This is a genomic window from Pseudonocardia sp. GCM10023141, assembly GCF_042653605.1.
Map to the genome: position 1 here is coordinate 1 of NZ_JBHSIR010000064.1, position 22,860 is coordinate 22,860.

Sequence of the window (22,860 nt, forward strand, 5' to 3'; positions counted from 1 at the left end):
GGGAGAGTAGGTCGCCGCCGACATCAAATGTGATTAAGGGCCCCTCTGTCTTCGGACGGAGGGGCCCTTTTTTGTGCGTTCTCGTGCCGGGCGTGTTTTTGCCGCAGCATGCCAGTCGGCACCGACAGAACCGGCTACGCCAGCCGCTCCGGCCACACGTTGTCCCCATCGCCCTGCGCTGTCCACAGATTCGACATTCGGCTGCCACGCCCCGCCCGCACCCGGCAGGCTCGTTCGTACGAGACCGGATCGCTACGGATGGAGCATCAGATGAACGAGACGCAGCTGACGGCAGTGGGCAACGTGGTCACGGCGATACAGATGCGCACGCTCGCCGACGGCACGACCAAGGCCTACTTCCGGATCGCGTGCAACGAGCGCTGGTTCAACCGCGCCGATGGCACCTGGCAGGAGCGCGACTCCGTCTACATGTCCGTCAACTGCTGGCGCGGGCTCGCCGAGCATGTGGGCGCATCGCTGAAGGTGGGCGATCCGGTCATCGTGCGCGGCCGGTTGCTCACCCGCCAGTACGACAAGGACGGCCGGCAGGCCACGGCCGTCGAGATCGAGGCCTCGGCCGTCGGGCCCGATCTGACGTGGAGCACGGCCGAGGTCACCCGCGTGCGCAAGGCCACCGCCGTCCCGGAGCAAGGCGTGGCGCTCAGACCGGCAGAGCCTGTGGAGGCGGGCGTCGGGGGCTGAGGACCTCACGCCTACCATCGTGATGTGGCGGAGTTCATTTACAGCATGCTGAAGGTCCGTAAGGCCCACGGCGACAAGGTCATCCTCGACAATGTGACGCTGAACTTCCTGCCGGGCGCGAAGATCGGCGTTGTCGGTCCGAACGGGGCCGGCAAGTCGAGCGTCCTCAAGATCATGGCAGGGCTGGATCAGCCCAACAACGGAGACGCGTACCTGAAGCCGGGTGCGACGGTCGGCATCCTGCAGCAGGAGCCTCCCCTCAACGAGGAGAAGACCGTCCTCGGCAACGTCGAGGAGGGCCTCGGCGAGATCAAGCAGCAGCTTGATCGCTACAACGCGATCCTCGTCGAGATGGAGACCGAGTACACCGATGAGCTGATGGAGGAGATGGGTCAGCTCCAGGAGATCCTCGATCACAACGACGCGTGGGAGCTCGACTCCCAGCTGGACCAGGCGATGGACGCGCTGCGGTGCCCGCCGCCGGATTCGCCGGTCACCACCCTGTCCGGTGGTGAGCGCCGCCGGGTGGCGCTGTGCAAGCTCCTGCTGAGCAAGCCGGATCTGCTGCTGCTCGACGAGCCCACCAACCACCTCGACGCCGAGAGCGTGCTCTGGCTGGAGCAGCACCTCGCCGCCTACCCGGGCGCGGTGCTGGCCGTCACCCACGACCGGTACTTCCTCGACAACGTGGCGGAGTGGATCCTCGAGATCGACCGCGGCCACACCTACCCCTACGAGGGCAACTACTCCACCTACCTGGAGAAGAAGGCCGAGCGACTGGCCGTCCAGGGGCGCAAGGACGTGAAGCTGCAGAAGCGGCTCACCGAGGAGCTCGCCTGGGTGCGCTCCGGAGCTAAGGCACGCCAGGCCAAGGGGCGGGCCCGCCTGCAGCGCTACGAGGAGATGGCCGTCGAGGCCGAGCGGCACCGCAAGCTCGACTTCGAGGAGATCCAGATCCCCGCCGGCCCCCGGATGGGCAGCGTCGTCGTCGAGGTCGACCACCTCGACAAGGGCTTCGACGGTCGGATGCTGATCAAGGACCTGTCCTTCTCGCTGCCGCGCAACGGCATCGTCGGCGTGATCGGTCCCAACGGCGTCGGCAAGACCACGCTCTTCAAGACGATCGTCGGGCTGGAGCAGCCGGACTCGGGCACGGTCCGGGTCGGCGACACGGTCAAGCTGTCCTACGTCGACCAGGACCGCTCGGGTCTGGATCCGAAGAAGAACCTCTGGGAGGTCGTCTCGGACGGGCTCGACTACATCAAGGTCGGGCAGACCGAGATGCCGTCGCGGGCCTACGTCGCGGCGTTCGGGTTCAAGGGCCCGGATCAGCAGAAGCCCACCGGCGTCCTCTCGGGTGGCGAGCGCAACCGGCTCAACCTCGCGATGACGCTGAAGGAGGGCGGCAACCTGATCCTGCTCGACGAGCCCACCAACGACCTCGACGTCGAAACACTCGGCTCGCTCGAGAACGCACTCGACCAGTTCCCCGGCTGCGCCGTGGTGATCTCGCACGACCGGTGGTTCCTCGACCGGGTCTGCACCCACATCCTCGCGTGGGAGGGCACCGACGAGAACCCGGCGTCGTGGTTCTGGTTCGAGGGCAACTTCGAGGCGTACGAGGCCAACAAGGTCGAACGCCTGGGAGTGGAGGCCGCGCGCCCGCACCGAGTGACGCATCGTAAGCTGACCCGTGACTGAGAGCGATACTTCGCTCGTAAGATGATCACGGTCGGCTCTGCCGTGGGATGCCCGAATTGCAGGAGGTCATGTGGGCACGACGCGTTCGGGCATCGCGCTGGTGGGGTCGAGCCGGGGGGCCGAGGCCGACCTGCTGTCGTCTGCGGCGTCGTTGCGGTGGTCGCGGCCCGATCTCACCGGGGCGCTCGCCGACCACGTCCTCGAGACGGCGGTCGCCGAGGCCGACCTGGACCGATGGCTGCGGGCAGCCGGCTGGGCGGTGCACGCCCGGTCGGCCACCGGTGACGGCCGGGTCGTGGCCTGTGAGGTCCTGAGCGGCTTTGCGCGATGGGGCGGCGAGCCGCTGTCCGACACCGCCGCCTACCGGCTGCGTGTCGAGCTCGCCGTGCTGGCCGCCGCGTCGGGCGAGGTGCGGGTCACCCGGGCGCTGCTGGAGCCCGTCACGGCCGATGACGTGCCTGCGGGTCTGCGGGCCGACGCGTTCTGCGCGCTGGCCCGATGCGCGGCGGAGGACAGCCCCGGCGAGGTCGCCGCAGCGTTGCGCCGCGCCGAGTCGGCATGGTCGGACGTCGCGTCGCCGCGTGCCGATGTCGGCATCGCGGCCGTCACGCTCGTCGCGGCTGCCACGGCGCGCCGCGCCGGTCGCTCCGGCGAGGCGGTGGAGCGGGCCGCGGAGGGTCTCGACCGGCTCGACCGCGGTCGGGGCGCCGCGCTCTCGGGCACCGCGTCGGCCCATCTGTCCGCTGCGCTCGCCGCGGAGTGGATCTCGGCACTACTGGATGCGGGTCGGCTCGGTGAGGCCCGGGCCGCCTGCGAGCCGTGGGGTGCCCGGCTGCGCACCTCCCGGCCGAGCCGCCAGGTCGCCCGCCTGCGGCTCACCCTCGCCCGGGCGCTGGCGAGCGGATCGGGTGCCGGTGCGGCCGACGCGCTGGAGAGGGCCGCGGTCGACGCCGCGGCCAGCGACGCCGCGGATCTCGAGTCGGTGTGCCACTCGGCGCTGGGTGCACTGCACGAGAAGGCGGGCTCGATCGACGCCGCGCTCGAGTCCATGCGGCTGGGGGTCGCCGCCCAGCTGCGTGATGGACGTCGAGGAGCCCGGTTCCTCGAGGCCCTTCGCACGGTGGCCCCCACCGTCACCCCTACTGTGGCGCCGCGTATCCCGCAGGACCGTCAAGTCGTTGGTGGTCGAGACGAGACCGGTGGCCGTGACGGTGGTGTCACCGCCCGCGGCGGCAGCTCGTCCAACGGTTCCACCACGAACAGCGGCGGGCGCAACAGCGGTGATCGGAAGGCCGGCAACGTGAACGGCAGCCATGGGCGCGACGAGCGACCATCGCGCGGCACCGGAAACGGCAGGTCTGCTCATCAGCGGCCCGAGCCGCAGGCCCCGGCGCACCGCAAGCCCTCGCTCACCGCCGAGCTGCCTGCCGTCGACCCGTGGTCGACCGGTCGCTGGTCCACATCGCTCGACGAGCAGGCTCTGCCCGAGCCCGGCCGTTCCGGCACCGGGCCCAACGGCACCGGGAGCAACGGCACCGCGTCCGAGAACGGATCCGGCGACCGCAACGGGCGGCAGCGCGGCGGCAGGCGCCGGCGCGACAGCGAGCCCGCCGACGTCGCTCCGTCCGCGCCGGAGCACCGCGAGCTGCCCCGCGAGATGGCTGACATCGACACCAACGCCGAGGGCTGGTTGGAAGCCGCACTCGCCGAGCTCGACCGCGTCTGGGGCAAGCCGGGGGATCAACCCGCTGCGGCTGCGACCCAGCAGGCGGCGCCCGACGCGGCTGCTCCCGCCGGCTCCGGGAGGCGCTCCGCCCCAGAACGCCGGGAGACGCCGGAACGCCGGGAGACAGCAGCGGAGGGCTGCGTCGTGGTGATCGACGTCGCGCGGGAGGGGCGCCGCTTCGCCGGGCGCCGGGCCCGCGCGATCGTGCGGGATCTCACCGAGCGGCTCACCGACCGGCTGCCCTCAGGAGCCCGCCTGCGCCAGGACGAGAACGATGCGCTCTCCGTGGTGCTGCCGGGATGGGGGCGCTCCGAGGCCACCCAGTGGATGCACCGCACCCTCACCGGGCTGCTGGAGGGGTTCACCGCAGCCGAGGATCTCGCGGGTGCGCGGTTGCGCGCCGCCGTCCACGACGCCGACGGGCCGGTGGGTGCGCAGCTGATGCAGCGTCTCGACGCCGCCCCCGCCCGCCGCCCTGATCCGCTGGCCGACCCCCTCACCGATCTCTCCGGCGCGGGTGAGCCGGCTCCCGACAACCGGGGGATCGACGACTGGCGAACCCCGACACCGGCCGGGTACACCGAGCCGCAGCCCGCCGCTGCGTCCGAGGACCGGTGGCCGGAACTCACCTCGGCGCTGAGCGAGTCGTCGCGTCCCGCGCGGGCCTCCTGGTCGGAGCTCGACGGCCCGAGGAGCGCGGAGCCCGCAGGTGGCGCCGGGCGCCACGACGCCGGTGGGCGCGCCCCGTTCCGGCCAGAGGAGCGCGGCAGCAGCGACGACGGTCGCCGGCACCGTCGTGAGGGCGCGAGCAACCGGGACCCCAGCACCAGCAGCCGTGGGGCCGGCAGCGGTGGGGACACCGCCGCTTCGGACGCTGCGGCCGGAACGAGGGCCCGCCGCGCCGCAGCGGATCCGGATGCCCAGGGGGCCGGGCAACCGGCATCGGAGGCCCGGCCCGTCGCCGACTCCACCGATGGACTCGGCCTCGCCGACCTCCTCGCCGGTGCGCTGGCCGCCTACCGCGGCATCTGAAACCGCCCGCACCCGAACCCGCCGCATCCCCGACGGGCGCGGCACCCTGTACGCCGCGACCGGGGCCCCGCTGCGGCATGCTGTGACCGCGGCCACCACGTGCCGCCGTGCACATCAAACCTCGCTCAAGTTCCCGGCCCGGGTGGTGCTGTGGGCGAGGGCGAAGCGCACGATGGGTGAAGTGTCGTCGGGGATAGGGTTGCTGCCGCCGACGTCACCCACAAGGTGATCACCGCCGATCCTCGGAGCCGCATGTGACGAGCCGGACCGCCCACACTCCGGACCCCGATCTGGCCGACCTGAGCGCGCTCTACGCGCGTCACGCGCCCGAACTCCGGGCCGCGTCGGGCGACCTGCTTCCGATGCTGGAGGCGGCCGCGCGCGGTCACCTCCAGCTCGCCGCCGAACGTCCGGGCGGTGAGACGCTGATCCGGGTGCGCGACCCCGAGCCGGGCGCCGGACCCGACGGCGATGCCGGGCCGGTGGTGGAGATCGTCACCGACGACATGCCCTTCCTGGTGGGGTCCGCGTTGGCGGGCGTCGCGAAGGCCGGTGGCGAGGTCCGCCGCGTCATCCACCCGATCGTCGTGGTGCGCCGCGGCACCGGGGGCAAGCTGGCCGAGGTGCTCGCCACGGCGGATCCCGCGTCGCCGCCCGCCGACACCGTGGTGGAGTCCTGGATCCACCTCGACCTCGCACCGCTCGCCACCCCGCGCGAGGACCTCGAGCGGGTGCTCGCCGAGGTGCTGCAGAACGTGCGCGAGGTCGTCGAGGACGCCGAGCCGATGCAGCAGCGCGCGAGCAAGCTCGCCGACCGGCTGCCCGCGCTGCCCGGCCCCGGCACCGGTCACGGCACGCACCCCGCCGAGGTCGCGAAGCTGCTGCGGTGGATGGTCGACGGGCATCTGACGTTCATCGGCTGCCGCCGCTACACCGTCGACCCGCAGGATCCGTCGCAGCTGGTGGCCGAGCCCGGATCGGGACTCGGCATGCTGCGCAGCGACACCGGCATGGCCGCCTCGTTCGCCCCGCGCGTCGATGCGCTCGACCGCGAGCGCGACATGCTCGTGATCACGCGGGCCAGCGCGCCGAGCCCGCTGCGTCCGGTCTACCCGTACTACCTGGCCGTCACCACCTACGACGGCTCCGGCCGCCCCTCGGGTGAGGAGCGCTTCCTGGGCACGCTCACCGTGCCGGCGCTCTACGAGAGCGTCCTCGACATCCCCGTGGTCGAGCGGCGCGTCCGGGAGGCCATCCACCAGGCCGGCTTCCCGATCGAGTCCTACTCCGGCCAGCAGATGCTCGAGGTCATCTCCGGGTTGCCGCGCGAGGAGCTGTTCAGCGCAAGCGCGCAGCGGCTGCACGACACGGCCGTCGGCGTGCTCGCCGTGGCCGGTCGCCGCGGCGTGCGGCTGTTCCTGCGTCCCGACCCGTACCGCCGCTTCCTGTCCTGCCTGGTCTACCTGCCGCGCGACCGGTACACCACCTCGTCGCGGCTCGCGATGGCCGATCTGCTGCAGCGCCGGCTCGGCGGCACCTCCGTCGACCACACCGCCAGCGTCTCGGAGTCGCGGCTCGCGCTGGTGCACTTCACCGTGCACACCGGAACCGACGCCGTCGGCTTCGCCGGCGTCGACGTCGCGGCGCTGCAGGACGAGCTGACCGAGGCCGTCCGCACCTGGGACGACCGCCTGCTGTCCGAGCCCGACGGCCCCACGGTGGCGGGATCGCTGGCCGGCGTCCCCGAGGCGTACAAGGCCGTGGCCACCCCCGCCCAGGCCGTGGAGGACCTGCGCCACATCGCCGCGCTCGGCGGCCCCGGCGCCTTCGCCGTGCGCCTCTACCCGGCCACCGGTGAAGGCTCCGGCCCCGACGAGCGGCGCTTCACGCTCTACCTCGGCGGTTCCCCGGCCACCCTGACGGCCGTGCTGCCGCTGCTGCAGCAGCTGGGCCTGGAGGTGCTCGACGAGCGGCCGTCGGAGTTCGTGCGCCCCGACGGGCTGCGCGTGTTCGTCTACGACTTCGGGCTGCGCATCGACGAGCTGACCCGCGCGGGATTGGCCGGTCGCAGCGAGGCCGACATCGAGCGCGGGTTCTGCGCCGCGTTCAGCGCGGCCTGGCGCGGTGACGCCGAGACCGACCGCTTCTCGGCGCTGGTGCTGCGCGCCGGCCTGCCGTGGCGGGAGGTCGCGATCCTGCGCGCATACGCCCGCTACCGCCGCCAGCTCGACACCACCTACGGCCAGCAGTACATGGCCGACACACTGCTCGCCCAGCCCGATGTGGCGCGCGGGCTGCTGGCGCTGTTCCGTGCCCGGTTCGACCCGGCTCTGGAGAACCGCGAGGCGGCCGTCGAGGAGTCGCTCGGCCGGGTCCAGGCGCTCATCGACGCCGTCACCGGCCTGGACGCCGACCGGATCCTGCGCGGCTACCTCGCGATGATCACCGCGACGCTGCGCACCAACTGGTTCCGCGACCGCGAGTTCTTCTCCTTCAAGATCGACCCGTCGGCCGTCCCGGACATGCCGGCGCCGCGGCCGAAGTTCGAGATCTTCGTCTACTCGCCCCGCGTCGAGGGCGTGCACCTGCGCTTCGGCGCCGTCGCCCGCGGCGGGCTGCGCTGGTCGGACCGGCCGCAGGACTACCGCACCGAGATACTCGGCCTGGTGAAGGCGCAGGCGGTGAAGAACGCCGTGATCGTGCCCGTCGGCGCGAAGGGCGGGTTCTACGTCCGCCGCTCCGAGCTGGGGCCCGCCGAGGTCGAGGCGTGCTACCGGATGTTCATCTCCGGCCTGCTCGACGTCACCGACAACCTCGTCGACGGGGCAACCGTGCCGCCGCCCGACGTCGTGCGCCACGACGCGGACGACTCCTACCTCGTGGTCGCCGCCGACAAGGGCACGGCCAAGTTCTCCGACACCGCCAACGACGTGGCCAACTCCTACGGCTTCTGGCTGGGCGACGCGTTCGCCTCCGGCGGCTCGGTCGGCTACGACCACAAGGCCATGGGCATCACGGCCAAGGGCGCCTGGGAGAGCGTCAAGCGGCACTTCCTCGAGCTCGGCGTCGACACGCAGAGCGAGGAGTTCACGGTCGTCGGCGTCGGCGACATGTCCGGCGACGTCTTCGGCAACGGCATGCTGCTCTCGCGCCACATCCGGCTGCTCGCCGCCTTCGACCACCGCCACGTCTTCCTCGACCCGAACCCGGACGCGGTCACGTCGTTCGCGGAGCGCGAGCGCATGTTCGCGCTGCCGCGCTCGTCGTGGGACGACTACGACCGCTCGCTGATCAGCGAGGGTGGTGGGGTCTGGCCACGCACGGCGAAGGCGGTGCCGATCGCGCCGTCGGTGCGTGCAGCGCTGGGCCTGGCCGACGGCGTGGTGAAGCTGAGCCCGCCGGAGCTGATGGCCGCGATCCTGCGGGCACCCGCCGACCTGCTGTGGAACGGCGGGATCGGCACCTACGTCAAGGCGTCGGACGAGTCCCACGCCGATGCCGGTGACAAGGCCAACGACGCGCTGCGCGCCGACGGGCGGGAGCTGCGCGTCAGGGTCGTGGGGGAGGGCGGCAACCTCGGCCTGACCCAGCGCGGTCGGATCGAGTTCGCCAGGGCCGGCGGCAAGATCAACACCGACGCCCTGGACAACTCGGCGGGCGTCGACTGCTCCGACCACGAGGTCAACATCAAGATCCTCCTGGACCGGCTCGTCGCCGCGGGCGACCTCGACCGGGAGAGCCGCAACGCGGTGCTCGTCGAGATGACCGACGAGGTCTGCGAGCTCGTGCTGCAGGACAACCGCGACCAGAACGCCGTGCTCGGCATCGCCCGCGCCCACGGGGCGTCGATGGTGGGTGTGCACGGCAGGCTCACCACCGACCTGGTGGCTCGCCACGGGCTGGACCGCAGGCTCGAGGTGCTGCCAGACGAGCAGGGCTTCGCCGAGTTGGAGGCGTCGCAGACCGGCCTGTCCAGCCCCGAGCTCGCCACCCTGCTGGCGCACACGAAGCTCGACCTCAAGGCGCAGGTGCTCGCCACCGGCCTGCCCGACGCGGCAGCGTTCGCGGGCAGGCTGCCGGAGTACTTCCCGCACGAGATGCGCGAGCGGTTCCCGGAGGCGATCAAGGGTCACCCGCTGCGCCGCGAGATCGTCACCACGATGCTCGTCAATGAGATGGTCGACGGCGCCGGCATGACGTACGCGTTCCGCCTCGGTGAGGAGCTCTCGGCCACCGCCACCGACGCGGTGCGCGCCTACGCCGTCACCACGGCCGTGTTCGACCTGCCGCAGCTGTGGGCTGAGCTGCGCGACGCGCGGATCCCGACGCAGGTCTCCGACAGCATCGCGCTGGAGACGCGCCGGCTGCTCGACCGCGCGTCGCGCTGGTTCCTCAACCACCGCCCGCAGCCGCTCGCCGTGGGCGCCGAGGTGGCGCGGTTCGCCGACACGGTGCGGGAGCTGCGGGCGAAGCTGCCGGAGCTGCTGCGCGGGCGCGAGCTCGCCGCCGTCGTGGATCCGGCAGCCGAGCTGCGCGCCGCGGGTGTCGAGCGCGGGTGCGCGCTGCGCTCTGCCGGGCTCGTCTACGGCTACGGGCTGCTCGACGTCGTCGAGCTCACGGAGCTGGCCGAGCGCGACCGCGAGCCGCGCGAGCCGATGGAGGTCGCGGCCCTCTACTACGCGGTCTCCGAGCACCTCGGGATCGATCTGGCGCTGACGTCGGTCAGCGCGCTCGAACGCGGCGACCGCTGGCACGCGTTGGCGCGCCTCGCGCTGCGCGACGACCTCTACGGGTCGCTGCGGTCGATCACGCTCGACGCGCTGCGGGAGTCGGCGCCGGGCACCCCGGTGCAGACGGCGATCATGCAGTGGGAGAAGTCCAACGCGTCCCGGCTCGTGCGGGCCAGGGCGGCACTGCACGAGGTCGGCACGGCCGGCCAGCTGGACCTCGCCACGCTGTCGGTCGTCTCGCGGCAGCTGCGCGGACTGGCCCGCTGACGCATGAGCCGCTACGTCACGCAGGTTCCGCTGCGCTGGAGCGACCAGGACGCCAACCGCCACGTGAACAACGCGCGGGTGGTCACGCTGCTCGAGGAGGCCAGGGTCGGGCTGCTCTACGAGGCCCGCACCACCGACAAGATCGGCGGGCTGTTCGTCGCCGGGCTCAACGTCGACTACCGGCGCCAGCTCCCGTACCGGCCCGAGCCCCTGCACGCCACGCTGTGGGTAGCCGAGCTGCGCGCCGCGTCCTACAAGATCCACTACGAGCTGCACGTCGGCCCGAAGGAGGACGACCCGGTGGCCGTCGAGGCGTGGACGAAGATGGCCATGTTCGACTTCGATACACAGCGACCCCGCCGGTTCACCCCTGACGAGCTGGCATTCCTGCGCACCTGGGTGGACGAGTGACGGAGCTGCGGATCCCCGACGGCGACGAGCGCTCCGATCTCGGCTCGTTCGTCGGGCGGGTGGTGCGGCTGGACCAGGCGGCCACCGTCCGGCTCCGCGCCGCCGGTGATCGTGTCACCACCTGGGCCACCACACCGTTCGACGTGCTGGCCACGCGGTCGGTGCACGGCACGCTCGACCCGTCCGACGTCACGGCGCCGGCGGTCGGGCTGCTGACGGCGCTCTCGGTGGAGCGCGGCGACACGGTCGACCCCGGCCCGGGCGGGCTCTGGCAGGGTGACCTGCCACCTGATGACGGCTGGGCGCAGGTCGACGACGTGCCCGCCGCCGAGGTGGAAGGGCTCACCGAGCGCGGGCTCACGCTGGCGCGCGAGAACGCGGGCCCCCTCGGCCCGCCCGCTTCGCTGCTCGACCAGACGGTGCTCACGGTCAGCGCCGGCTCCGGGCCGGCCGTCAAGGTGCCGTTGCGGTGCCTGTTCGCGCTGTCCGGGATGGGCTTCATCGGCACCGACAGCTCCGCGGTGCGCGTGTCGGCCACCGGCTCCTGGCTGCGCCTCGACGCCCGCTACGGCGCGGTGGTGCGCCGCCGCCTCACCGCGTTGCCACTCCTCGTCGGCTGACTCCCGCTCCCACCGCGCCAACCCCGCAGCCACCGCGCCAACGTCTCGACGTCGGCGCGGTGGCCAACTGGTGGGCGCCGTCGGCGGCCCACCCCGCGAACGCCTACCTGTTCATGATCGAACCGGAACCAGTGGGCGTTCGTCAGGCGAGCCAGGCCGCTGTGTCGGGTGGGAGGAGCCCGTCCTGCAGCGGGCCGCTGGTCAGCAGGATGTCGCCGGGGGGCAGCGGCACCGCGCTCGTCGACGTGTTGAGCGCGCACACCAGCGTGGATCCGCTGCGCCGGAACGCGAGGCAGCCCTCGGGCGCGCCGAACCACTCGACGCTCGCGCCGTCGAACCCGGTGTGGGTGCGGCGCAGCTCCAGCGCGGTGCGGAACAGCGACAGCGTCGAGTCGGTGTCCTCGAGCTGCTCGGCGACGGTCAGCTCCCCGTACTCGGGCGGCATCGGCAGCCAGGGAGCCCCGGTGGTGAACCCGTAGCCGGGCGCCCCGCCCTCCCACGGCACGGGCACGCGGCAGGCATCGCGGCCGCGTTCGGTGTGCCCGGACCGCTCCCAGGCGGGATCCTGCAGCACCTCGTCGGGCAGCTCGACATCGGGCAGCCCGAGCTCCTCGCCGTTGTAGATGTAGGCCGAGCCGGGCAGCGCGAGCATGACCAGCGCCATCGCCCTGGCCCGGGCCGTGCCGAGCGCGCCGCCGCCGTAGCGGGTGACGGGCCGTGGCTTGTCGTGGTTGGCCAGCGCCCACGTCGGCGCCGCCTTCACCCCGGCGACCGCGGCGAGCGAGTGCTCGATCGCCTCGCGCACCACGGCGGCGTCGAACGCGGCCTCGAGCAGCCGGAAGTTGAAGCCCATGTGCAGCTCGTCGGGGCGCAGGTACCGCGCGAACCGCTCGTCGTCGCGGACCCAGACCTCCCCGACGGCGGCGCGGCCGGGGTAGTGGTCGAGCACCGCGCGGATCATGCGGTGGACGTCGTGCACGGCGTCGTCGTCGAACCGGGGGTCGTCGGCGGCGTCGTCGAGGAGGCCGCCCTCGGTGTTGACCGCGTCAGGCAGGCCGTCGGGCTTGCTCATGCCGTGGGCGACGTCGATGCGGAACCCGTCGACGCCGCGGTCCAGCCAGAACCGCAGCGTCTTCTCGAGGTCGGCCCAGACCTCGGGGTTGGTCCAGTTCAGGTCGGGTTGCTCGGCGGCGAACAGGTGCAGGTACCACTCGCCGGGCACGTAGCCACCGGAGGGATGCGGATCCTGCACGCGCGTCCAGGCCGGCCCGCCGAAGACGCTGCGCCAGTTGTTGGGCGGCTCGTTGCCGTCGGGCCCGTGGCCGGGCCGGAAGTGGTAGCGCGCCCGCTCGGGGCTGCCGGGGCCGGAGTCGAGCGCGGCGCGGAACCACTCGTGCTCGCTGGAGGTGTGGTTGGGCACCAGGTCCACGGTGATCCGCAGCCCGTGCTCGTGCGCGTCGGCCACGAGCGCGTCGAAGCGGTCGAGGTCGCCGAACACGGGGTCGACGTCGCGGGGGTCGGCCACGTCGTAGCCGTGGTCGGCCATCGGCGAGGTGAAGAACGGTGTCAGCCAGATCGCGTCGACGCCGAGCAGTTCCAGGTAGCCCAGGCGCGCCCGGATGCCGTCGAGGTCACCGACGCCGTCGCCGTCGGAATCGGAGAAGCTCCGGACATAGACCTGATAGACCGTCGCGTCCCGCCACCACTGCACGAGGGAATCTTGCCAAACATCCCGCCGAATGGCGGCATGTCGGTGACACGGGGTAGTGCCTGTCGGCGATCGGGTGGGTCCCGGCCGCCGCGTGTCCTAGAAGTCCGAGTTCTGCATGCTCGCGGCGGCGTACTGGATGTAGTTCCACAGCTGGTCGCGGTGGGCGGCGTCGAGCCCGGCCTCGTCGACGGCGATGAGCATGCACCGCAGCCATGCGTCGCGCTCGATCGGCCCGATCTTGAACGGGGCGTGTCGCATCCGCAGGCGGGGGTGTCCGCGCTGCTCGGAGTAGGTGCGGGGGCCGCCCCAGTACTGCTCCATGAACATCCGGAAGCGGACCTCGGCCGGGCCGAGATCCTCCTCGGGGTAGAGGGGGCGCAGTACCTCGTCCTCGGCGACCTGCTCGTAGAAACGGGCGATGATCTTCTCGAAGACGGGTGCGCCGCCGACCTCTGCGTAGAAGTTCTGCGGATCCGTCACGGCTCCATCATCCATGGTGGCCGCGCCGGTACCGGACGTCAGGGTGCGGCAGGTGGCGACGGGGTGGGAGCCGGTGCCGGGTCCGGCGGCGCGAGCACCGGGACGGCCACCGCGGGGGGACCGGGCCGCGGCACCGACGCGTCCTCGAAGGCGTCGCTGAGCGCGGCGTTGAGGGCGCGCTGCACGGCGAACTGCTTACCGGGGTTGACGCGCACGGTCAGGCGCAGCGTCGTACCGTCCGAGGTGATCTTCTCGGCGCCCAGCACCTGGACGTCGTCGAGGATGTCGGGCTGGAGGTCGGGTTCGGCGACCCGCTCGCGGGCCACCCGCCCGGCCAGCTCGCTGGCCTCGGCGATGTCGGCGTTGTGGGCGACGGGCACGTCCACCACGGCGACGGCGTAGCCCTGGCTCTTGTTGCCCACGCGCAGGATCTCGCCGTTGCGCACGTACCAGACCGTGCCGTTGACGTCGCGCAACGTGGTGATGCGCAGGCCGACGGCCTCGACGGTGCCGCTCGCGGAGCCGACGTCGACGATGTCACCCACGCCGTACTGGTCCTCCAGCAGCATGAACATGCCCGACAGGAAGTCCCGCACCAGGTTCTGGGCGCCGAAGCCGACCGCGACACCGACGATGCCGGCCGAGGCGAGGATCGGGCCGAGGTTCACGTCGAACTCGGCGAGCACCATGATCGCGCCGATGAGCAGCACGACCGCGGAGGTGATCGACCGCAGCACCGAGCCGACCGTCCGGGCCCGCTGCAGGCTCCGCTGGGTGGCGACGGCGCTGCGGCCGTTGCGGCCGACGATTCGCGAGAGCCGCGAGCTCGTGGCGCCGTCGACCATCCGCTTGATCAGGCGGTGCAGCAGCAGGCGCGCCACCAGCGCCAGCACGACGATCAGCAGGATGTGCAGCGTCGTGGAGACGATCGTGTCGGCCGAGCGGGCGATCGCGTCGTTCTTCGTCCACTCGTAGAAGGTGGCGCAGAGCGACCCGGTGTCGGCGGCGCACGGCGGCTGGTCGGGGAGCAGGGAGTCGATGCCGGCGGGGGTAAGGGTGTCGGGGCTCAGGGTCATCCGCCCAGCTCCAGCCCGGTGTGCGTGGCGAGGAACGCCAGCCAGTCGGCCGTCAGGTCGACGGTGCGCGACACCGAGCGCGCGCCGTGCCCGACGTCGGTCTCGCGGCGCAGCAGGATCGGGCGCGTCTCGGGGTCGCCGGAGGTGGCGTGCTGCAGTGCGGCGCACATCTTGCGGGCGTGCAGCGGGTCGACCCGGGAGTCGGCCTCGAACACGGTGAACAACACGGCGGGGTACTCCGTTCCGGTCTCGACGTGGTGGTAGGGGGAGTAGGACAGCAGCCAGCCGAGCTCCTCGGGGTCGGCCGCGGTGCCGTACTCGTCGTTCCAGGTGCGCCCGAGCGAGAACTCCTCGTAGCGCACCATGTCGAGCAGCGGCGCCGAGCAGACGACGGCGCGGTAGAGATCGGGGCGCTGCGTCAGCGCGGCCCCGACGAGCAGGCCGCCGTTGGAGCCGCCCATGATCGCGAGCTGGTCGGGGGTGGTGGTGCCGGCCGCGATGAGGGACTCCGCGGCGGCGTGCAGGTCGTCGAACACGTTCTGCTTGTGGGCGCGGTTGCCGGCGAGGTGCCAGGCGTCGCCCTCCTCGCCGCCGCCGCGCAGCGACACGAGCGCGTAGGCGCCCCCCGCGGCCACCCAGGCCAGCGCCGACGGCGCGTAGGCAGGTTCGCGGCTGAGACCGAAGCCGCCGTAGCCCGTGACGAGCGTGGGTCGCTGCCCGGAGCCTGCCGGCTGGAGCACGAACATCCGTACGGTCGTGCCGTCGCGGGAGGTGAACTCGCGCTGCTCGCTGCGCACCGCCGGAGCCGCGGCGGCGCCCGGCGCGGCGTCCTCCAGCACGGTGGAGCCGGACTCGAAGCGGTGCACCTGCGGCGGCGTGACGAAGTCGGTCCAGCCGATCCAGAGCCGCCCGGCCTGCGCGGGGGTGTCGCGGTCGGCCACCGACAGCCCGGTGAGCGAGCCGGGCCCGGGGAGCGGGACGACGCCGCGGGGCGTGCCGTCCAGCGCGTGCAGGGCCAGCTCCGCCACGGCGTGGCGGCTGCGCATCAGCACCAGCAGCGTCTCGCCGGATCCGGCGGCCGGCTCCAGCCTGCGGACGCCCTCCAGCACCGATCCGGGGTCCTCGGCCACCAGCTCGCGCCAGTGCTCGCGGCCGGGCGTGCGTGGATCGGTGACGGCGAGCCGCCAGCGCGGGGCACCGTCGGTGGTGATCACGTACAGCAGCCCGTCGCGGTCGACCCAGGCGTCGGCCCGCACGTCGTCGGACTGGACGAGCACGGGCGTCAGCTCCGGCGCGCCCTCGCCCAGCTCGGCGATCCACAGGCTGTCGCGACGGGCCGTGCCGACGTTGCCGTTGACGAGCAGCCAGCGCCCGTCGCGGGAGACGCGCACGCCGTAGTAGGTGTGGTCTTCGTAGAGGCCGGGCCCCTCGATCAGCCGGTCCTGCTCCGGCGGCGTGCCGATGCGGTGGCGCCAGACGCGCCGGTGGAAGGCCTGCTGGCCCGCGGGGGCCTCGTCCTCGGCGACCATCCGGACGTAGCAGAACTCGGCGCCGCCGGGCAGCCAGGCCACCGACGAGTAGCGGCACCGGTCGATCGGCGGCTCCACCTGCTCGCCCGTGGTGACGTCGAGCACGTGCAGCACGGAGTGCTCGTCGCCGCCGACCGAGAGCTGGTACGCGAGCTGTCGGCCCTCCAGGTCGGGGACCCAGGCGTCGAGGGTGGTGAGCCCGGTCGGGTCGATCGCGACCGGATCGAGCAGCACCCGCTCGACGCCGTCCGGGTCCGTGACGTGCAGCACGGCATGCTCGTCACCCGGGTTGCGCAGCGTCCGGAACCGGCGCCCGGCCCGCCACAGCGGCGCCGAGACCGAGCCGGTGGCCAGCAGCTCGCGCAGCGTTGCCGCCGCGGCGTCGCGGCCGGGCAGGGCGTCCAGCACGGGCCGCGCGAGCTGGTCCTGGGCCTGCGACCAGGCGACGGTGCGCGGGTCGGCGGCGTTCTCCAGCCAGCGGTACGGATCCGCCACCGGGTGGCCGTGCAGCTCCTCGACGAGGTCGAGTCGCTCGGCCGCCGGGTATCGCTCGATCAGGTGCTCGGTCACGCGGGCCGAGGTTACGTGACCCGGATCAGTCGCTCCCGGCCCCTCCGGTGAACGCGCCGGGCCAGCGCTCGGCGATCGTGGCCAGCAGCGCTGCCACCTGCGCGTCGAGGGTGGCGAGCTGCTCGTCCTCCGCCGGGCTGCCGGCGAAGGCCGTGCGATCGCGCGGTCGGCCGCCGCGCCAGACCTGCCGGATCCGCCGGGTCGCGGTGATGTCGGTGAGCGGGTCGCCGTCGACGAGCAGCAGATCGGCCCGCCGGCCCGGGGCGATCACGCCGCGGTCGGCGAGACCGAACGCGTCCGCGGTCGTCGACGTGGCCGACTGCAGCGCCGCGGTAGGGGAGAGGCCCGCCGCGACGAGCAGCTCCAGCTCCCGGTGCAGCGACGCGCCGTGCACGACGCCGGGGTTGGGGGCATCGGTGCCGGCGAGCAGCGGGATCCCCGCGGCGAGCAGCTGCCCGATGATCGGCGCCGAGACGTCCGGACCGGCACCGATCGGGCCGGTGGGGAACGGGCCGCGCAGGCGCTGCTGCCAGCGGGGTCCGAGTGCCGGACCGAGCGCGGGGTCGTCGGCGAGCACGGGTCCGGCGGTGCCGCTCGCCGACTCGACGACGGTCAGAGTCGGGCACACCGCGGTGCCCGCGGCTGCCATCCGCGCGACGAGCGTGGCCGGGAGCACGCCGTCCACCGGGAGGTGGGTGACCACGTCGATCCCTGCCTCGACGACGAGCTCGACGCCCGCCACCGACGTCGCGTGGGCGACCGTGACCAGGCCCCGGTCGCGCCCGGCTGCCACCAGCGCCGCCACGGTGGGCAGGTCGAGCGCGGGGATGCGGAACAGGCGCACGTTGCCGGGCTCGACGATGATCTTCAGGTGGTCGGCGCCCTCGGCGACGCGCGCAGCCACGAAGGCCGCGGCGTCTGCGGGCCCGGAGACGGTCGGGAACGACCCGTACATCAGCGACGGGTGCCCGCCGGGAGCCGTGGCGCCGATGCCACTGGAACGGGCGTCGGCAACGTCGTTGCAGGCGGCGGCCTCCGCGCGGCAGCGCTGCGCCAGCTCGGGCCTGCTGAACATGTCGAGCTCGGTGGTGACCCCGAACGCCAGCGCCTGCCGGGGTGCGCCCGGCAGCAGGTGGACGTGGGCGTCGATCAGGCCGGGCAGCAGCGTGGCACCGGACCCGTCGACGACGGTGTCGCCCGCCTCGGCCGGGGCCGCGATCGCGGTGACGACACCGCCCGCGAACCGCACCGAGGTGCGGCCGCGAGCGGTGCGCCCGTCGAACAGCGCGACGCCGGTGATCGTGGTGCTCATGCCGGCCGCCTGCTGAGCCCGGCCGCGGCGGACCCGACCAGCGTCAGCGTGCGCGGCGTGTCGGGGAACACACCCACGACGGCCGTGACGCGCTCCGGGGCGGCCTCGGTGAGGGTGGCCGGTACCCAGGCCGTGCCGTCGCGGTACCACCAGCGCTCGGCGAGCACCGCCAGCCCGACGGCGGCGACCTGCTCCTCGGCGCCGTCCCGGTCGTCGGCGGTGGCCAGCTCGGCGCCGAACACGCTGAGCGCGCGCCAGCCCCCCACCGCGTCGGGCTCCACGAATCCCAGCAGCTCGCCGTCGTCGCGTCGTACCTCGTACCTCGACATGCCACTACGGTCGGTCCTGACGCGACGTCAGGTTCAAGCGCGAGGAGGGTGATGTGGCGCACACCGTGGGGCAGGTGGCGGCGCTGGCCGGCATCACCGTGCGCACGTTGCACCACTACGACGCGATCGGGTTGCTGGCGCCGTCGCAGCGCTCGCGCGGAGGCCATCGCGCCTACGCCGACGCCGATCTGGAGCGGCTGCAGCAGATCCTGTTCTACCGCGAGCTCGGCTTCGGGCTCGACGAGATCACCACGCTGCTGAACTCCGACGCCGACCCGGCCACCCACCTGCGCCGCCAGCGCGACCTGCTCATCGAGCGGTCGCGGCGACTGCAGGACATGGCCGCGGCGGTGGAGGAGGCGCTGGGCGCCCAGCTCGTCGGGCTGGCGGTGAGCCCGGCGGAACGGTTCGCGGTGTTCGGCCGTTGGCGGCCACCCACCGGGTACGCCGACGCCGCGCAGCAGCGCTGGGGTGCCACGCCGCAGTGGTCGCAGTCGCGCGACCGGATGGCGTCCTACACCGCTGCTGACCTGCAGCGGATGCAGGACGAGACCGACCGCTGGATCGACCGGCTCCGCGCCGGGATGGCCGCGGGCACACCCCCCGATGCGCCCGCGGCCGTCCAGCTCGCCGAGGAGCATCGGCTCGCGCTGGACCGCTGGTGGTTCGACTGCCCGCCCGCGATGCACGTGCAGCTCGTCGGGCTCGCGGTCACCGACCCCGAGCAGCTGGCCTTCCTCGTGCGCCCCGAACGGCAGCTGCCGGGGATGGCCGAGTACCTGCAGCGGGCTGCGATGGCGAACGCGGCGCGGCTCGCGGCTGATCCAGCGGGGTGACATCGCTGACGTTCGACGTCAGCGATGTCACCCCGCTGGATCAGCCGGAGGCCCGGGCCGTCACGTGCGCCGGCACCTTCTCGTCCGAGGGCAGCGTCGGGCAGGTCTGCGCCCCGTCGAAGGCGGGCCGGACCGGCAGCACGCCCGCCCAGCGGCCACCCTCCTCGACATCGGCTGCATCGTCGACCGGTGGGCCGACGCGCATCTTGACGCTGGCCTCCGACAGGTCGATCGCGATCACCGCGGTGGCGGCGAGCTCCTTGGGATGGGGCCGGCGCGCGTGCTCCCACGAGCCGGGCGCGAGCTGCTCGGTGATCGCCTCGAGCGCGTTCCACCGCTCGTCGGCATCCCGGACGACACGGGCGTCGGCGAGCACGACGGCGCTGCGGTAGTTCATCGAGTGGTGGAAGACCGACCGCGCGTAGACGATGCCGTCGACGTGGGTGACGGTGAGGCAGACCGGCGTCCCGTCGATGATCCGCAGGTAGCCGGCGCCCGTGGACCCGTGCACGTAGACGGTGTCGCCGATGCGGCCGTAGCCGGTGGGCAGCACGACCGGCCCGCCGTCGCGGACGATGCCGAGGTGGCAGACCAGCCCGGAGTCGAGGACGCCGTAGAGGTCGGCGCGATCGGTGCGGCCGCGCTCCCGGTCGCGGGTGATGGTGGTGCGGGCGGTGGTGGAGAGCGGCTGCGTCACCCTTCCAGGGTCGGTCACCGAGTGGCATCCTGATAGTGCCACTTCCCATCGATACTGGAAGGCCACTTGTGGACCTGCCGCCGCTGCTCCTCGACCGCACCGACGGGCGACCGCTCGCCGTGCAGCTCGTGGCAGCGCTGCGGGCCGCCGCCGTCGACGGCACGCTGCGCGCGGGAGATCGGTTGCCCTCCACCCGCATGCTGGCCGCCACGCTCGGGGTGAGCCGCACCGTGACGTCGGCGGCGTACGACCAGCTGCTGGCGGAGGGGTGGGTGGCCGCGCGGCACGGGTCGGGCACGTTCGTGGTCGGGATGCCGGCCGCCCGGCGCGTCCTGTCGCTCCCCAGCGCGCCACGCCCGCGCCCCGATGCGGATCGCGCCGACCGGGTCGGGCTGTACGCGGGCGTGCCGTGCGTCGAGGTGCTCGACCGGGCCGCGTGGCGGCGGGCCTGGCGGGTGGCCTCGGATGCGCCGCCCGACGCCGACACCGACTCCGCCGGGCTCGCGGAGCTGCGCGGCGCCGTCGTCGAGCACCTGATGCGTCACCGCGGGCTGCCAGCCGACCCCGCCGAGGTGCTCGTCACCGCGGGCAGCACGGCGGCCATCGGCGAGATCGCGCGGACACTGCAGCCCGGCGCCCGGGTGGCCGTCGAGGAGCCCGGCTACCAGCGCGCGGTCGGCGCGTTCCGCGCGGCCGGGCTCGTGACGGTGGCGGTGCCCGTCGACGAGGCGGGACTCGTCGTCGACGCGCTACCGGCGGGGATCGCCGCCGTCTACTGCACGCCGGCGCACCAGTTCCCGCTCGGGGCGCGACTCTCGGCCGCCCGCCGTGTCGCGCTGGTGAGCCGGGCCCGTGCCGAGGGGTTCCTCGTGGTGGAGGACGACTACGACGGCGAGCTGCGCTACGACGTGGCCCCGCTGCCGCTGCTCGCCGCGCTCGGACGTGACGTGGTGGCGCACCTGGGTACAGCGAGCAAGCTGCTGACCCCAACGCTCGGCATCGGCTGGCTGGTGGCCCCGGCCGCGGTCCGCGCCGCGGTGGTGGACCTGCGCGAGCGCACCGGCGCCCGGCCCGCCCGCGCCGGGCAGCGCGTGTTCGCCGCGCTCGCCGCCCACGGCGACCTGGCCCGCCACCTGCGCCGGTTGCGCCGCGAGCTGGCCGACCGGCGGGCGGCCACCGTCGCCGCCGTGGTCGGTGCGGGGCACACCGTGCTGGGCGACGCGGCCGGTGCGCACATCGCCGTCCCACTGCCGGATGCGGCCGCCGAACGGGCCGTGCTGCGCGCCGCAGCGGTGCGCGGCGTCGGGCTGGAGGGACTGGCCGCCTACCACGAAGGGCCGGCGGCAACGGCCGGCATCGTGATCGGCTACGCCGGACCGCCCCGCCCCGATCTGGACCGCGCGCTGCCGCTGGTCGGGGCCGCCCTCACCGCAGGAAGTCCGTGATCGCCTGCCGCAGCCCGGCCTCGTCGAGCCCGTGCCGGGCGTCGTGGTGCGTGCGGGAGCCGTAGGTCCGCAGCTCGTCGAGGCCGACACCGAGCCCGAGCACCCGGTGCCGGACGTCGCGCAGCGCCCGGCTCACCTCGGCCGTCGAGGTGTCGCGCAGGTACGGCTCGACGAGCACGACGTCCGGGGCATCCAGGGTCGCCCGCAGCGTCGCGCCGTCGAAGGGGCGGACGGTGGCGGCGTAGAGCACCGTGACGTCCAGCCCGGCCGTGGCGGCGAGCGTGCGCTCGGCCATCGGCCCGATCGCGACGATCGTGCCGCGTGAGCCGCGTGAGCCGCGGCGCAGCACCGCCATCCGGCCGTCGCCGCGGTCGAACGCCGTGGCGTTGCTGCGCCCGTCGAGCCGGACGTAGACCCGGCCGGTACCGGCGGCGGCAGCGCGCAGCAGCGCCTCGGCCTCGTCGGCGTGCCCGGGTACGTGCACCGTCCAGCCGTGCAGCGTGTCGAGCAGCGCGACGTCGCGGTGGCCGAAGTGGGTCTGGCCGCCTCCGGGCATGTCGTAGGAGCCACCCGCGCTCACCAGCACGGCGCCGACGTCCTGGTGTCCGAGGTCGAGCTTGACCTGCTCGAACGGTCGTTCCACCAGGAACGGGGCGAAGGTGTGGACGATCGGGCGCCGGCCCGTCAGCGCCAGGCCACCCGCGACGCCGATGAGCAACTGCTCGCGGATGCCCAGGTTGAGCACGCGGTCGGCGACCGGGGCGACCGCGGCGGGATCGAGGTAGCCGGCGCCGATCTCGGCGAGAACGGCCACGAGCCGATCGTCGGCGGCGAGCAGTTCCGGGAGCAGCCCGTAGAAGCGTTCCCGCTGGTCGGTGCCCCGGGTGATCGTGGCGGTCATCAGGACTCCTTCGGCTCGACGTGGGCGACGACGACGTGCGGGCTGTCGCCGGGTTCGGCGAGCGCGCGTTCCAGCGCGTCGTGGTCGCGACCGTCCACGTCCACGCCCGACCAGCCCTCCACGGTGAACCGCCGCAGGATCCCGCCCGGCCAGCCCAGCGACGCCGACGAGTTGTCGATCACGACGGCCGTCAGGCGGTGCAGCCCGACGCGTCCGGCGTACTGGATCGCCTCGGCGTTGCTGCCCTCCTCCAGTTCGGCGTCGCCCAGTAGCACGACGGTGCGCGAGTCGGTGCCCGCCAGGCGCAGGCCCAGCGCAGTGCCGACGGCGAGGCCCAGCCCGTGCCCGAGCGAGCCGGAGCCGATCTCGACGCCGGGCACGAGCGTGCGGTCCGGGTGGTACCCGAGCCGCGAGTCCGGACCGCCGAAGCCGCGCAGGTCGTCGGGGGAGAGGAAGCCCATGGCGGCGAGCACGGCGTAGTAGGCCATCGGCCCGTGGCCCTTGGACAGCAGGAACCGGTCGCGTCCCGGATCGTCGGGGACGGCGGGGTCGACCCGCAGCACGCGGTCGTAGAGGACCCACAGCACGTCGAGGGTGGAGGTGGCGCTGGCACCGTGCTTCTCGTCGCCGGTCATCAGCGTCATCAAGCCTGGTAGGTCCGCGTAGGAGCGGGCGGCGAGTGTCATGCCACCCACCCTGCGAGATGAACCTGGCTTCAGGTCAAGTGCCGTCCGGCTGACCCACGGTCAGCAATGCCCCCGACTCGCGGGCCATCCATCCCGACT

At 73.3% G+C, this 22,860-nt stretch carries 17 protein-coding genes; 8 read left to right on the forward strand and 9 right to left on the reverse strand.

Annotation, left to right across the window (positions count from 1 at the left end; translation table 11 throughout):
* Nucleotides 1–270: 270 nt before the first annotated feature.
* The 6 genes from ssb to ACFPFQ_RS36120 all read left to right on the forward strand — a co-directional run bounded on the left by ssb (nt 271) and on the right by ACFPFQ_RS36120 (nt 11,189).
* Nucleotides 271–702 (forward strand): single-stranded DNA-binding protein, encoded by a 432-nt coding sequence (gene ssb / locus ACFPFQ_RS36095; protein WP_379627111.1) that lies wholly within the window; start codon nt 271–273, stop codon nt 700–702.
* A gap of 24 nt (nt 703–726) precedes the next feature.
* A complete protein-coding gene (gene ettA / locus ACFPFQ_RS36100) occupies nt 727–2,403 on the forward strand; it encodes an energy-dependent translational throttle protein EttA (RefSeq protein WP_379627112.1) in 1,677 nt (558 codons plus the stop codon).
* A gap of 70 nt (nt 2,404–2,473) precedes the next feature.
* The gene (locus ACFPFQ_RS36105; protein WP_379627114.1) at nt 2,474–5,161 is read left to right on the forward strand and encodes a hypothetical protein; all 2,688 of its coding nucleotides are present in this window, start codon (nt 2,474–2,476) and stop codon (nt 5,159–5,161) included.
* Between the two features lie 254 nt (nt 5,162–5,415).
* The gene (locus ACFPFQ_RS36110; RefSeq protein ID WP_379627116.1) at nt 5,416–10,158 is read left to right on the forward strand and encodes an NAD-glutamate dehydrogenase; all 4,743 of its coding nucleotides are present in this window, start codon (nt 5,416–5,418) and stop codon (nt 10,156–10,158) included.
* Nucleotides 10,159–10,161: 3 nt separating this feature from the next.
* Nucleotides 10,162–10,569, forward strand: coding sequence for an acyl-CoA thioesterase (locus ACFPFQ_RS36115; RefSeq protein ID WP_379627118.1), 408 nt, complete (start codon nt 10,162–10,164; stop codon nt 10,567–10,569).
* Nucleotides 10,566–11,189: a hypothetical protein gene (locus ACFPFQ_RS36120; RefSeq protein ID WP_379627120.1), complete on the forward strand. Its 624-nt coding sequence runs from the start codon at nt 10,566–10,568 to the stop codon at nt 11,187–11,189. Before ACFPFQ_RS36115 ends, ACFPFQ_RS36120 begins: the two co-directional genes overlap by 4 nt.
* A 142-nt stretch (nt 11,190–11,331) precedes the next feature.
* On the opposite strand, the gene ACFPFQ_RS36125 is transcribed toward ACFPFQ_RS36120, so the two are convergent.
* The 6 genes from ACFPFQ_RS36125 to ACFPFQ_RS36150 form a co-directional block, all read right to left on the reverse strand.
* A complete protein-coding gene (locus ACFPFQ_RS36125; protein ID WP_379627122.1) occupies nt 11,332–12,900 on the reverse strand; it encodes a glycoside hydrolase family 13 protein in 1,569 nt (522 codons plus the stop codon).
* A 96-nt stretch (nt 12,901–12,996) separates the two neighbouring features.
* Nucleotides 12,997–13,380: a globin gene (locus ACFPFQ_RS36130; protein WP_379627123.1), complete on the reverse strand. Its 384-nt coding sequence runs from the start codon at nt 13,378–13,380 to the stop codon at nt 12,997–12,999.
* 38 nt (nt 13,381–13,418) lie between these two features.
* A complete protein-coding gene (locus tag ACFPFQ_RS36135) occupies nt 13,419–14,456 on the reverse strand; it encodes a mechanosensitive ion channel family protein (RefSeq protein WP_379627125.1) in 1,038 nt (345 codons plus the stop codon).
* Nucleotides 14,453–16,555 (reverse strand): prolyl oligopeptidase family serine peptidase, encoded by a 2,103-nt coding sequence (locus tag ACFPFQ_RS36140; RefSeq protein WP_379627127.1) that lies wholly within the window; start codon nt 16,553–16,555, stop codon nt 14,453–14,455. The genes ACFPFQ_RS36135 and ACFPFQ_RS36140 overlap by 4 nt, the downstream gene beginning before the upstream one ends.
* 25 nt (nt 16,556–16,580) lie before the next feature.
* Nucleotides 16,581–17,867, reverse strand: coding sequence for an amidohydrolase family protein (locus ACFPFQ_RS36145; RefSeq protein ID WP_379627129.1), 1,287 nt, complete (start codon nt 17,865–17,867; stop codon nt 16,581–16,583).
* Nucleotides 17,864–18,196 carry a hypothetical protein gene (locus tag ACFPFQ_RS36150; RefSeq protein ID WP_379627131.1) on the reverse strand — a complete coding sequence of 111 codons (333 nt, stop codon included), beginning with the start codon at nt 18,194–18,196 and terminating at the stop codon, nt 17,864–17,866. Before ACFPFQ_RS36150 ends, ACFPFQ_RS36145 begins: the two co-directional genes overlap by 4 nt.
* Nucleotides 18,197–18,249: 53 nt before the next feature.
* Between ACFPFQ_RS36150 and ACFPFQ_RS36155 the strand changes: the two genes are divergently transcribed.
* Nucleotides 18,250–19,032 carry a MerR family transcriptional regulator gene (locus ACFPFQ_RS36155; RefSeq protein WP_379627133.1) on the forward strand — a complete coding sequence of 261 codons (783 nt, stop codon included), beginning with the start codon at nt 18,250–18,252 and terminating at the stop codon, nt 19,030–19,032.
* Nucleotides 19,033–19,072: 40 nt separating this feature from the next.
* On the opposite strand, the gene ACFPFQ_RS36160 is transcribed toward ACFPFQ_RS36155, so the two are convergent.
* The gene (locus ACFPFQ_RS36160; protein ID WP_379627134.1) at nt 19,073–19,729 is read right to left on the reverse strand and encodes a pyridoxamine 5'-phosphate oxidase family protein; all 657 of its coding nucleotides are present in this window, start codon (nt 19,727–19,729) and stop codon (nt 19,073–19,075) included.
* Nucleotides 19,730–19,797: 68 nt separating this feature from the next.
* Here ACFPFQ_RS36160 and ACFPFQ_RS36165 point away from each other — a divergent pair, with 68 nt between their 5' ends.
* Nucleotides 19,798–21,174, forward strand: a complete 1,377-nt coding sequence (locus ACFPFQ_RS36165) for a PLP-dependent aminotransferase family protein (RefSeq protein WP_379627136.1) — start codon at nt 19,798–19,800, stop codon at nt 21,172–21,174.
* On the opposite strand, the gene ACFPFQ_RS36170 is transcribed toward ACFPFQ_RS36165, so the two are convergent.
* Together ACFPFQ_RS36170 and ACFPFQ_RS36175 are read right to left on the reverse strand one after the other, a co-directional pair.
* Nucleotides 21,155–22,075 carry a transketolase family protein gene (locus ACFPFQ_RS36170; RefSeq protein ID WP_379627138.1) on the reverse strand — a complete coding sequence of 307 codons (921 nt, stop codon included), beginning with the start codon at nt 22,073–22,075 and terminating at the stop codon, nt 21,155–21,157. The two genes, ACFPFQ_RS36165 and ACFPFQ_RS36170, sit on opposite strands and share 20 nt — an antisense overlap.
* Nucleotides 22,075–22,761 (reverse strand): transketolase, encoded by a 687-nt coding sequence (locus tag ACFPFQ_RS36175; RefSeq protein ID WP_379627140.1) that lies wholly within the window; start codon nt 22,759–22,761, stop codon nt 22,075–22,077. Before ACFPFQ_RS36175 ends, ACFPFQ_RS36170 begins: the two co-directional genes overlap by 1 nt.
* Between the last annotated feature and the right edge of the window lie 99 nt (nt 22,762–22,860).

Excerpts from the sequence above, each read along its gene's own strand:
- ssb (WP_379627111.1), top strand. The coding sequence starts at position 271 with ATGAACGAGACGCAGCTGACGGCAGTGGGCAACGTGGTCACGGCGATA.
- ACFPFQ_RS36115 (WP_379627118.1), top strand. The coding sequence starts at position 10,162 with ATGAGCCGCTACGTCACGCAGGTTCCGCTGCGCTGGAGCGACCAGGAC.
- ACFPFQ_RS36135 (WP_379627125.1), bottom strand. The coding sequence starts at position 14,456 with ATGACCCTGAGCCCCGACACCCTTACCCCCGCCGGCATCGACTCCCTG.
- ACFPFQ_RS36145 (WP_379627129.1), bottom strand. The coding sequence starts at position 17,867 with ATGAGCACCACGATCACCGGCGTCGCGCTGTTCGACGGGCGCACCGCT.
- ACFPFQ_RS36150 (WP_379627131.1), bottom strand. The coding sequence starts at position 18,196 with ATGTCGAGGTACGAGGTACGACGCGACGACGGCGAGCTGCTGGGATTC.
- ACFPFQ_RS36170 (WP_379627138.1), bottom strand. The coding sequence starts at position 22,075 with ATGACCGCCACGATCACCCGGGGCACCGACCAGCGGGAACGCTTCTAC.
- ACFPFQ_RS36175 (WP_379627140.1), bottom strand. The coding sequence starts at position 22,761 with ATGACACTCGCCGCCCGCTCCTACGCGGACCTACCAGGCTTGATGACG.